General features: G+C 67.2%; 11 protein-coding genes. All 11 read right to left on the bottom strand.

The window, feature by feature from the left end; genetic code table 11:
* On the bottom strand, positions 1-231 hold a 231-nt coding region (locus tag ACILQR_RS12835; RefSeq protein ID WP_395651795.1), incomplete at its 3' end, for a hypothetical protein.
* A 156-nt stretch (positions 232-387) separates the two neighbouring features.
* On the bottom strand, positions 388-1,548 hold the full coding sequence (gene lpxB, locus ACILQR_RS12840; protein ID WP_395651796.1) for a lipid-A-disaccharide synthase: 1,161 nt from the start codon (positions 1,546-1,548) through the stop codon (positions 388-390).
* A gap of 189 nt (positions 1,549-1,737) precedes the next feature.
* The gene (locus ACILQR_RS12845) at positions 1,738-2,580 is read right to left on the bottom strand and encodes an LpxI family protein (protein WP_395651797.1); all 843 of its coding nucleotides are present in this window, start codon (positions 2,578-2,580) and stop codon (positions 1,738-1,740) included.
* A gap of 4 nt (positions 2,581-2,584) precedes the next feature.
* Positions 2,585-3,373 (bottom strand): acyl-ACP--UDP-N-acetylglucosamine O-acyltransferase, encoded by a 789-nt coding sequence (gene lpxA / locus ACILQR_RS12850; protein WP_395651798.1) that lies wholly within the window; start codon positions 3,371-3,373, stop codon positions 2,585-2,587.
* Positions 3,370-3,846, bottom strand: a complete 477-nt coding sequence (gene fabZ / locus ACILQR_RS12855) for a 3-hydroxyacyl-ACP dehydratase FabZ (protein ID WP_395651799.1) — start codon at positions 3,844-3,846, stop codon at positions 3,370-3,372. The genes lpxA and fabZ overlap by 4 nt, the downstream gene beginning before the upstream one ends.
* The gene (gene lpxD, locus ACILQR_RS12860; protein WP_395651800.1) at positions 3,843-4,862 is read right to left on the bottom strand and encodes a UDP-3-O-(3-hydroxymyristoyl)glucosamine N-acyltransferase; all 1,020 of its coding nucleotides are present in this window, start codon (positions 4,860-4,862) and stop codon (positions 3,843-3,845) included. The genes fabZ and lpxD overlap by 4 nt, the downstream gene beginning before the upstream one ends.
* 12 nt (positions 4,863-4,874) lie before the next feature.
* A complete protein-coding gene (locus ACILQR_RS12865; protein WP_395651801.1) occupies positions 4,875-5,459 on the bottom strand; it encodes an OmpH family outer membrane protein in 585 nt (194 codons plus the stop codon).
* Positions 5,460-5,493: 34 nt separating this feature from the next.
* Positions 5,494-7,932, bottom strand: coding sequence for an outer membrane protein assembly factor BamA (gene bamA / locus ACILQR_RS12870; RefSeq protein ID WP_395651802.1), 2,439 nt, complete (start codon positions 7,930-7,932; stop codon positions 5,494-5,496).
* Positions 7,933-7,967: 35 nt separating this feature from the next.
* Positions 7,968-9,185 (bottom strand): M50 family metallopeptidase, encoded by a 1,218-nt coding sequence (locus ACILQR_RS12875; RefSeq protein WP_395651803.1) that lies wholly within the window; start codon positions 9,183-9,185, stop codon positions 7,968-7,970.
* Between the two features lie 25 nt (positions 9,186-9,210).
* A complete protein-coding gene (dxr, locus tag ACILQR_RS12880; protein WP_395651804.1) occupies positions 9,211-10,407 on the bottom strand; it encodes a 1-deoxy-D-xylulose-5-phosphate reductoisomerase in 1,197 nt (398 codons plus the stop codon).
* Positions 10,404-11,222: phosphatidate cytidylyltransferase (locus tag ACILQR_RS12885; protein ID WP_395651805.1), on the bottom strand; the 819-nt coding region annotated here is incomplete at its 5' end. The genes dxr and ACILQR_RS12885, both read right to left, overlap by 4 nt.

Raw genomic sequence — 11,222 nt, forward strand, 5'->3', positions numbered from 1 at the left:
AATGGAGACCGGGAATTTGGTCACCAAAACGCCAATCCTAGGCAGGAAGGCCGGCCATTCGTAATAGACGTTTCCGGCTTCCTGACTGGCACCGTAGCTGACGCGAGACCGCCCGCGCTGGACGATATGAACTTCGTTGGTCGGGACAACCCGGCGCAGAACAAGCGCGATCAGGAATCCAATGACGAAGACGCCGAGCGCTATACCGCCGGCAACGAAATACATGATCATGTGAACCCCCGATATCGGCCGGACTATGTCTTTAAACCCTGGGCGGAGCAACTATTACGCGAGGCTGCGCCGCCACCAGCTCGGTGGCTGGCGGTGGCGGGCGGCCTCAAGGCGAACAACCCGAACGTCCGCAACGGGACGAGATCGGAAGTCCTTTCAGACCCGCACTTCAGACTTCCCGGCGATCACCTTCAACACCGCCTCCGCCGCGATCTCTGAAGGGTCGCGCCCTTCGCGTCCCATGAGGTCGAGCGCAGCCGTCTGGCGGGCGGACTGATCGGTGCGGGCGGCGTGGTCGGACAGGAGGCGGGCGACGACGGCGGCGAGTTTTTCGGGGGTGGCGTCCTTCTGGATCAGCTCGGGGGCGATCATGGCGTCGGCGGCCGTGTTGAACAGGGTCGCGAACTTGCCGGTGAAGAAGGGCTTCATGATCGCATAGCTGAGCGCGCCGAAGCGGTAGGCGATGACCATGGGGACGCCGGCCAGCGCCAGCTCGGTCGAGACCGTGCCGCTGGTGGCCAGGGCGACGGTGGAGGCGCGCATGGCGTCGTACTTGTCCGCCTCCTGCACCAGATGGACGCGGAAGGGCCAGGTGGCGATGCGGGCGGTGACGTCCTCCGCCACCGTGCCGGCGACGACGACGGCGACCTGAAGCGCGGGATCGTCGGCCTTGAGCCGGGCGACGGCGGCCTCATAGACCGGGGTCATATGGCCGATCTCGGACGGGCGGCTGCCGGGCAGGACCAGCAGTAGGGGCGCGTCGGGGACGATGTGGCGCGCGGTGCGGAAGCGGCCCCCGTCCGCCTGGGTCATGTCGATGTGCAGGGCGGGCGAGCCGACGACCGTGGTTGGCAGGCCTTCCGCCTCGAACCAGGGGGCGTCGAAGCTGTAGAGGGCCAGCAGGTGGTCGACGGTAGCGGCCAGGGTCTTCGCCCGACCGGGGCGCGAGGCCCAGACCTGGGGCCCGACATACTTGATCAGGGGCACGCCCGGCAGGGCCTGACGCAGGGCCTTGGCGACCCGGATGGTGAAGCCCCAACTGTCGATCAGGACGACGGCGTCGGGCCGTTCCCGCACCGCCAGGGCCACGGTGTCGGTGACGCGGGCCTTGACCCGGTCCAGCGCACGCAGACCCTCGATCCAGCCCAGGATCGACAACTGGGCGATGTCGAAGGGACTGTCGATGCCCTCGGCCGCCATCTTCGGCCCGCCGACACCGACGAAGGCGATGTCGGGATGATGGGATTTCAAGGCCTTGGCGAGACCGGCTCCGAGCGCGTCTCCGGACGCCTCGGCGGCGACGAGCATGATTTTCATGACCAGACTGTCCGACCTTCCTTCTCCCCTTGCGGGAGAAGGTGGCAGCCGAAGGCTGACGGATGAGGGGTCACACGGACCGTGGACCCGACTTGAGGCCTGAATCCCTCACTGTTGTCTTTGGCGTGACCCCTCATCCGACCGGCTCCGCCGGCCACCTTCTCCCACAAGGGGAGAAGGAAGGACGTATCACTCACCATGCGTCTCGCCCCAGACGAACAGCCCGAGCCTGTCCGCCGTCTCGATCAGGGCCGCGCGGTCGATCAGGATCAGCCGGCCCGCGACACCGCCGACGCCGGCCAATCCGGCGGCAGCGGCGAGTTCCAGGGTTCGGGTGCCGATGACGGGCATGTCGACGCGCAGGTCCTGGATCGGCTTGGGGGCCTTTCCGAGGGCGCCTTTCGGAGCGGCCGGTGAACCGCGCAGGTCTGCGGGCAAGGCGGCGACGCGGTTCAGCATGGCGTCGGTGCCCTCCTGCGCCTCCACGGCAAGGACAAGGCCGTCGCAGACGACGGCACCCTGGCCGATGTCCAGTTCACCGGCCTTTTCCGCGACATGCAGCGCTTTCCTGAGATCGTCTAGCTGGTCCGGCGTGGGCGTGAACGCGCCGAGCGCACCCTGTGACAGGGTCTCGCCGCCGAGAATGTCGTCGGCGCCCTCGACGGCGTAACCCTCGTTCTCGAACACCGAGAGGATCTTGCGCAGCAGGGCGTCGTCACCTTTCGTCGCCGCCGCGATGATGCCGGGCAGCAGGGTCGCGCCCTTGAGGTCGGGCTTCAGCGACTTGAAGTCGGGGCGGTTGACCGTGCCGGCGAAACAGACCGCGCCGCAGCCGGCGGATTTCAAAGCCGCCAGCGCCTTGCCCAGTTCGGCCATGCCGATGTCTGCGCCCGGATAGCGGACCAGATGCGGATCCGCGAAACCGGTCAGGCGGATCACGAACAACGAACGGCCCTCGGCCTCGCACCGGGCGGCGATGGCCAGGGGAAGCGCGCCGCCGCCGGCGATCAGGCCGAGCCTGGGCGCGGTCACGGCGTCAGTCGCCCGGGAGGCAGAGCGGGCGCTTGCCGCCGTCGCGGATGAAGGCCACGATCTCCATGATCTCGGGCAGGTCGGCGTAGGTCTGTTCGACACCGTCCAGGCGGTCGGCGAAGACACCCTGACCCTCGAAAAGGTCGCGGAAGGCGGCCAGCAGGCGGCGCACCGCGTCCTTGCCATAGCCCTTGCGCTTCAGGCCGATCAGGTTGAGCCCGTGCAGGCGAGCATGATTGCCCCAGGCCGAGCCGTAGGGGATGACGTCGCGGGTCACGGCCGCCAGACCGCCGACGATCGCCCCCTGCCCCACCCGGCCGTTCTGATGCACGGCGCACAGGCCGCCGAGGAAGACCTTGTCGCCGATTTGCGCGTGGCCGCCGAGCGTGGCGTTGTTTGCCATGACGACATTGTCGCCGACCACGGCGTCATGGCCGACGTGGGCCCCGGTCATGAACAGGCCGTTGGAGCCGACGCGGGTGATGCCCGAGCCTTGCGGCGTGCCCCGGTTGAAGGTGCAGTGCTCGCGGATGCTGTTGTCCGCGCCGATCTCGAGACGCACCGGCTCGCCCTTGTAGCCGTTGTGCTGGGGGTCGCCGCCGATGACGGCGAAGGGGTGGATGGTGCTGCGGGTGCCGACCGTCGTGTCCTGTTGCAGCACCACATGGCTGACCAGCGTCACGTTCTCGGCCAGGACGACGCCGGGACCGACCGTACACCAGGGGCCGATCTGCACGCCGTCGGCCAGTTCGGCGGACGGGTGGACCATGGCCGTCGGGTGGATCGTACTCATGTCGCTGGCTGGTCGACCTTGACCACCATCGCCATGAATTCCGCCTCGGCCGCCAGCTTGTCGTCGACGAAGGTCTCGCCCCGGAACTTGTAGGCGTCGCCCCGGGCACGGGTGACGATGACCTTCATGCGCAGCTGATCGCCGGGCCGGACGGGCTTGCGGAACCGGACGCCGTCGATCGACATGAACATGATGACCTTGTCGGCGACGGCGACGTCCATGGTCTTGGACATCAGCAGGGCACCGGTCTGGGCCATGGCCTCGACGATCAGGACGCCGGGCATGACCGGGTCGATCGGGAAATGCCCCTGGAAGAAGGGCTCGTTATGCGTGACGTTCTTGATGCCGGTGATCGAGGTCGCGGGCACGAAATCCTCGGCCTTGTCGATCAGCAGGAAGGGATAGCGGTGCGGCAGGCGGCGCATGACCTCGGCATAGTCGATGCGGTCGTTGATGGCGGAGACGTCGCTCATCCCTCTGATTCCCTTGGTCGTGTCTTGCTCCCGGCCTGTTTGGACAGCCAGATCGTCTCGCGCAAGAACTGACGCAGGGGCCGGGCCGGATATCCGGACCAGGTCTCGCCAGCCGGAACGTTGGACAGAACCCCGCCCCCGGCCGCGACGCGGGCACCGTCGCCGATACTGATGTGGTCACCGACGCCCGCCTGACCGCCGAACAGGACGTTGTCGCCGACGGTCACGGAGCCCGACAGGCCCGTCTGCGCCGCGATCAGGACATTGCGGCCCAGAACGCAGTTGTGACCGACCATGCACAGGTTATCGATCTTGGAATTCTCGCCGATGACCGTGTCGTCATAGGCCCCACGGTCGATGCAGGTATTGGCACCGATGGTCACGCCGTCCTGAAGGATCACGCGGCCGAGCTGGGGGATGTCGACGGGACCGGTGCTGGATCCGGCGGCGCCGAAGCCCGCCTCGCCGATGCGGGCCCCGGCGTAGAGCTTCACCCGGTCACCGATCAGAGCGAAGGCGATCGAGGCGTTGGCTCCGATAACGCAGTCGCGGCCGATCTGGACCCCGGTGCCGATGACGGTGTTCGCGCCGATGCGGGTGCCGCGTCCGATACGGACGGCCTCCCCCAGGACCACGCCGGGTTCAAGCACGACGGAGGCGTCTTCACAGGCTTCGTCAGGCGTGGAAACGCCATCGATGTGGCGTGGCTGGTGAAACAGGGTCGAGGCGCGGGCCCAGGACGCCTGGGCTTCACGTGATGACAGGACGGCGGCTGCGGTCGGTGCCGCCTCGACCATGGCCGGGGGCACGATCACGCATCCGGCCCGTGTGACGGCGAGCGCTTCGGCGAAGCGGCGGTCGGCCATGAAGGCCAGGGCCTTTCCGTCAGCGGAGGCCAGGGGGGCAACGGCCGAAAGCACGACGTCGCCGCCCCGTATGACCTCTGCGCCGATCCGGGCGGCGAGTTCGGCGACCGTCAGGGACGGGCCGGTCTCGAAGAAGCGCGGATCGGGCATGGCGTGGCCCGCTTACTGGGCTTGCTGGACCGGCACCGGCAGGCGGTTGAAGCTCAGCGACGGCATGGCGGTGTTCAGGCGGGCGATGACGTCACCGGTCACGTCCATGGCCGGGTTCATGATGAAGACGCTCTCGCGGTCGATCAGGATGCCGCAGCCCTTTTCCTGATAGACGGCGACCAGGATCGGCTCGACGGCGGCCGAGATCTGACGACGCTGTTCGCTGAGGGTGTACTGGAGTTCGTTGCGACGGGTTTCTTCCAGCTGCTGGGCTTCTTGCACACGCTGCTGCAGTTGCTGACGGCGGGTCTGGAGCTGGTCGGCCGGGATCGCGGCGGCACCGGACTGGAGCGCCTGGGCCTCGGTCTGGATTGTGGTGGCGTAGGGCGTCAGCTCGCCTTCGACCTCGGTGGCAAGCTGCTGCATGCGGGCCTGGACCGACTGACCGACGGTCGACTGGGCCAGAAGCTGTTGGTTGAAATAGACGCAGACGCCCGGGATGGCGGGGCCGACGTTGGCCGGACCGGCGGTCTGGGCCGAAGCGGCAGTAGCGACGAGCGAAGCCAGCGCGACGGCGCCGATGGCGAGAAATTTCATGACAGGCCTTTGTGCGGTCGTTTTGACCGTCGGTTTAGTTGAACTGGGTGGAGGTCGAGAAGCGGAAGGTTTCGGTGCGGTCGTAGTCCTCGCTCTTGAGGATCTTGGACAGGTCGAACCGGATCGGTCCCATCGGCGACCTCCAGTGGATGCTGACACCGGCGGCGGCGCGCAACGACATGTCGTCGACGATATTCGGGTCCAGCGCGCCGGTCGAGGTGATGGTGTAGCGGTCGTCGAGCACGCCCAGGGTCCCGACATCGGCGAACAGCGAGGTGCGGATGCCATAGGTGTCGGGCAGGAAGTTCGGCACCGTCAGCTCGACCGTGCCCACGGCGTAGAAATTGCCGCCGAGCGCGTCGTTGGTGGTCAGGTCGCGCGGACCCATGCCGGCCGTCTCGAAGCCACGGAAGGTGTTGCCGCCACGGAAGAAGCGGTCGTTGATCCGGACCGCGTCACCGGCCCAGCCGCCGACATAGCCGGCCGAACCCGCCACGGAGACGATCCAGCTGGGGGTGATGCCGTAGTAGACGGTGCCCTCGACCTCGGTCTTCACGTAGTTCACGTCGCCGCCGATCCCGGCCAGGTCCTGGCGCAAGGTGCCGGACCAGCCCCGGGTGGGACGGATCGGGTCGTTGCGACGATCGATGCCGATCGTATAGCCGGCCGACGAGTTCAGCGACGCCCCGACCTGTTCGCACAGGGCGCGTGAGCCGGAACCGCCGGTGGCGCAGTAGCCGGTCGGGACGATGATTTCGTCGTCCTTGATGAAGTAGCGGGTCGACAGCCGGGTATAGCCGTTGATCGGGAAGGACAGGCGAACACCCGCGCCGGTCGAGCGGTAGTCGAACGAGGATTCTTCCTGGAAGTCGTAGCGCGAGTGGAACAGGTCGAAGCCGGCTCCCACGTCACGGCCAAGGAACTTCGGCTCGGTGAAGCGGAAGTCGATCTGCTGGCGCAGCGAGCCCCATTCGGCGCGGGCCACGACGTTCTGGCCCCGGCCGCGGAAGTTGCGTTCGGTGATGCCGAGGTTGATCGTATAACTCTCGGCCGAGGAGAAGCCGGCACCGACGGACAGTTCGCCAGTCGGCTGTTCGGTCACGGTGACGTTGACGACAGAGCGGTCGGGGGCCGAGCCGCGCTCTTCCTTGATCTCGACGTCCTTGAAGAAGCCCAGGGCCCGCAGGTTGTTGCGAGACCGCTCGACCAGGGTGCGGTTGAAGGCGTCGCCCTCGGTCAGCATCAGCTCGCGACGCACGACATAGTCCAGGGTGCGGTTGTTGCCGACGACGTTGATGCGGTCGATGTAGACGCGCTGGCCCTCGGAGATGTTGAAGGTCACGTCGACCAGATTGGTCTCTGGGTTGGCCCGATAGGTCGGTCGGATGTCCACGAAGGCATAGCCCGCCGAACCCGCTGCGAACGTCAGTGCGTCGACCGAGCTCTCGATCTTGTCGCTTTCGTAGAGGTCGCCGGTCTTGATCGGGATCAGCAGCTTGAGGAAGTCCGCGTTCAGGCGGTCGTTCTCGGTGACGACGCTGATCTCGCCGAAATTGTACTTGTCGCCTTCATCCACCGTCAGGGTGATGCCGAAAGCCGAGTCGTCGGGCACCAGTTCGGCGACACCCGACACGACGCGGAAGTCGTAGTAGCCCCGGTTAGTGTAGAATTTCCGCAGCTGCTCGCGGTCGTAGTCCAGCCGATTGGGGTCGTAGTTGTCGTTGGAGCTGAACAGCCGGTACCAGGCCGACTCCTTGGACACCATGACCTCGCGCAGTTCGGAATCCGAATAGGCGGTGTTGCCCATGAAGGTGATGGCCTGAAGGCCCGTCTCGGGGCCCTCGTTGATCTCGAAGATCACGTCGACGCGGTTCTGTTCCAGCTGGACCAGCTTGGGCGAGACGGTCGCCGAGATCCGGCCCGACAGGCGGTACAGCTCGATGATCTTGCCGACGTCCTCCTGAACCTTGGCGCGGGTGTAGATGCCGCGCGGTGACAGGGTGACCTCTTCGGTCAGCTTCTTCTCGCTAAGGGCCGAGTTACCCTCGAACACGATCTGGTTGATGATCGGGTTCTCGACGATCGAGACGACCAGATCGCCGTTCGGCTGGAGCCCCAGCTGGATGTCGGCAAACAGCTGCGTGCGCTGAAGGGTGCGCAGGGCGACGTCCAGAACGACCGGATCGACCGTGTCGCCCGGCTGGATCGGCAGATAGGACAGGACCGTGGTCTGGTCGATCCGCTGGTTGCCATTGACCAGGATGCGGTTGACGACGCCGGTCTCGGCCGGGCGCGGTGCCGGTGCGGCCTGGGGCGCGGCGGCCAGCGGCTGGGGCGAGATGGCGGGCGCGGGAGGCGCGGTCTGGGCCTGGGCGGTCGTGGCGAGGCCTGCCGCAACGACGAGCGCGGTCACGCTGCAAAGCGGGGCCCGCGAACGGGCGGCCAGGGTTGCGAAAGCGCGCGTATCGGTCATCGTCATTCGGGAAACCATCGGGGGCTGGCGTAGGCTCAACTGACGAGCCCGCCGAGGAATTTGAACAGGTTCAGCTTCTGCAAGTCGTTCCAGGTGGCGAACAACATCAAACCCGCCAGCAAAGCAAGACCGACCCGGTACCCCGCCTCCTGAACCTTGGCCGCCACGGGTTTCTTCGCCACAGCTTCGTAGGCGTAGAAAACCAGGTGACCTCCGTCCAGGACGGGGATGGGCATCAGGTTGATGAAGCCGATTCCGATCGAAAGTATGGCGGCGAACTGGATAAGCGTCAGGGCGAGGTTGGCGGCCTTGAGACCTGCGGGGGCCTCTCCGGCCGTGGCCTGCTGGCTGATGCCGCCTGCGGCCTTGGCGATGCCGAGGGGGCCGTTGAGCAGGTCACCCGACTCTCGCCCGCTGAAGATGCGGCCGATATAGGTGAAGGTGGTGCTCAGGACGTCGCCCGTCTGGCGCACGGCAGCGCCCACGGCCTCGATCGGGTTGTAGCGGATGGCGCGGATTTCGTCGCGGCGATAGCCCATCTCAAGACCGATGCGGCCCACCTTGATCTGGCCCGCCACCGCGTCCTCGGTCAGGGTGCGGACCGGGGTGGCGATCAGGGGCACGCGGTGGCCGCCCCGCTCGACGACGAAACGGACCGGGGTGGCGGAGTTCAGGGTCACGACGCGGATCACGTCCTCGCCCCGCCGTACCGGGTCGCCGTTGGCCTCGAGGATCAGGTCGCCGGGCTGGAAGCCCGCGCTGGCGGCGGCCGATCCCGGCATCACATTGACCACGCGCGGCGGGCTGATCTGGTCGCCGAAGGTGGCGAACAGGACGGTGAAGATGACGATGGCCAGGATGAAGTTGGCGGCGGGGCCCCCGGCGGTGATCAGCGCGCGCTGCCAGACCGGCTTGAAGTGGAAATAGTCGCGGACGGCGGCGGGGCCATCCTCCGCGATCACGCGCTGGCGAAGCTCGGCCAGACCTGCGGCATCCGGCACGCTGGAGGCGTCGAGGTCACCGGAGAATTTCACATAGCCACCGGCTGGGATCCAGCCGATGCGCCATTCGACGCCGCGCTTGTCTGTACGGCTGAACAGGGCGCGGCCGAAGCCGATGGCGAACCGGTCCATCTTGACCTTGAACAGACGGGCGACCCCGTAGTGGCCGAGTTCGTGGATCGTGACGATGAACGTCAGCACGAGCAGAAACGGCACGATGTAGATCAGGATCTGACCCAGGACGTTCAGCATTGGCGTTTCAGATCTCCGTCCGGCCTTACGCGGCCATCGCGCGGCGCTCGATGATGGCGCGGGCGATCCGGCGGGCCTCGGCGTCGACGGCCAGGGCCGCGTCGCAGGCGTCGTCGGAAGCCGATGTCATCCCCTCGCACGTCGTGCGCTCAAGGGTTTCGGCGACGACTGCGGCAATATTGAGAAAGCCAAGCTTCCTGTCGAGGAAGGCATAGGCCGCGACCTCGTTTGCGGCGTTGAACACCGTCGGTGCCGTGCCCCCGGCCGACAGGGCCTCGCGCGCCAGTTTCAGGGCCGGAAAGCGGGTCTCGTCGGGGGCCTCGAAGGTCAGCCGGCCGAGCGCGGCGAGATCCAGCCTGGGTGCCGGCCAGGCCAGGCGGTCGGGCCAGGCCAGGGCACAGGCGATCGGCGTCTTCATGTCCGGCGGCCCCATCTGGGCCAGGGTCGAGCCGTCGACGTACTCGACCATGGAATGAATGATCGATTCGGGATGCACCACGACATTGATCCGGTCGGCGGTCATGTCGAACAGATAGGCGGCCTCGATCGTTTCCAGCCCCTTGTTGGCCATGGTGGCGCTGTCGATCGAGATCTTGGCACCCATCGACCAGTTGGGGTGGGCCACGGCCTGTTCCGGCGTCATCCGTGCCATGTCGGCCAGGCTGGTCTGGCGGAAGGGACCGCCCGAAGCGGTCAGGATCAGCCTGGCCACACGTTCGGGGGCTTCGGCCGGGAAGACCTGAAAGATCGCAGAATGCTCTGAATCGACGGGGATCAGTCGGCCGCCGCTGGACCGGACCCGCTCGATCAGCCGGGGCCCGCAGCAGACCAGGCTTTCCTTGTTGGCCAGGGCCAGGGTCGCGCCCGTCGCCGCCGCTGCCCAGGTCGAGCGCAGGCCGGCCGCGCCGACGATGGCGGCCATGATCCAGTCGACGGGACGGGTCGCGGCCTCGACGACGGCGGCGTCACCGGCTGCCGTCTCGATACCGGTTCCGGCGAGAGCGTTGCGAAGGTCCGGCAGGCGGGCGGGATCGGCGATGACCACAAGGCGGGGCTTCCACCGACGCGCCTGTTCGGCGAGCCGGGCGACATTGCCGCCGCCGGTCAGGACCTCGACGTCGAAGGTGCCGGTTCCCGCGACCTCGGCCTGATCCATCAGATCCAGTGTCGAACAGCCGACCGAGCCCGTCGAGCCCAGGACACTGACGCGACGGCGGATCACAGCACGCCTCGCTCGACTAGCATGACCAGCCAGCGACCGGCGGCGACCACCACGACTGCGAACATCAGGCCATCGACCCGGTCCAGCAGACCGCCATGGCCGGGAATGATGGTGCCCGCGTCCTTGACCCCGAACCGTCGCTTCAGCGCCGACTCCCACAGGTCGCCGGCCATGGTGGCCAGGGCGGCGGCGAGGCCCAGGACCATGCCCCAAAAGACGTTGAGCCGGCCCATCTCCAGCCAGAGCGCGATGCCGCCGCCGGCCAGCATCCCGGCTGCGAGGCCACCGATGAAGCCAGACCATGTCTTCTTGGGCGACAGACGCGGCCACAGCTTGGGTCCGCCGAACAGGCTGCCGGCCAGATAGGCCACGATGTCTGCCGACCAGGTCACCGCGAACACCAGCACGGTCCAGTGCAGCCCCACCTTGTCGTGACCGTCACGCAGCCAGATCAGCAGGATGACCGGCCATCCGAGGTAGAGCACGCCATAGGCGGCGTTGAGCGCCAGTTGGCCGCGTGCTCGCATGAATAGACCGGCGGCTGCAGCCCCGAAGACCAGCATGACCAGAGCGAACGAAAGCTGGCCGACATGGGTCGCCCCGACGGCGACGAACAGGGCCAGGCCGACCGCGACGGCGGATCCGCGCCAGGCCGCCGGGGCGCTCATCCGGCCCCATTCGACCGCCATGAGGCCACAGGCTAGCAGGATCAGGGCCAGGAACCACAAGCCGCCGGCCCAGGTCGCCAGGACCGCAGCGGGAGCCAGCACGAAGGCCGACGCGGCTCTGAGGCCGATGTCGCCGACCTTGAGCGC

This window comes from Brevundimonas sp. (genome assembly GCF_044239655.1).
GTDB lineage: Bacteria > Pseudomonadota > Alphaproteobacteria > Caulobacterales > Caulobacteraceae > Brevundimonas.

Bases quoted from the DNA above. Each gene is read 5' to 3' on its own strand.
- lpxB (WP_395651796.1), bottom strand. From the start codon at position 1,548: ATGAAAATCATGCTCGTCGCCGCCGAGGCGTCCGGAGACGCGCTCGGA.
- lpxA (WP_395651798.1), bottom strand. From the start codon at position 3,373: ATGAGTACGATCCACCCGACGGCCATGGTCCACCCGTCCGCCGAACTG.
- fabZ (WP_395651799.1), bottom strand. From the start codon at position 3,846: ATGAGCGACGTCTCCGCCATCAACGACCGCATCGACTATGCCGAGGTC.
- lpxD (WP_395651800.1), bottom strand. From the start codon at position 4,862: ATGCCCGATCCGCGCTTCTTCGAGACCGGCCCGTCCCTGACGGTCGCC.
- ACILQR_RS12865 (WP_395651801.1), bottom strand. From the start codon at position 5,459: ATGAAATTTCTCGCCATCGGCGCCGTCGCGCTGGCTTCGCTCGTCGCT.
- bamA (WP_395651802.1), bottom strand. From the start codon at position 7,932: ATGACCGATACGCGCGCTTTCGCAACCCTGGCCGCCCGTTCGCGGGCC.
- ACILQR_RS12875 (WP_395651803.1), bottom strand. From the start codon at position 9,185: ATGCTGAACGTCCTGGGTCAGATCCTGATCTACATCGTGCCGTTTCTG.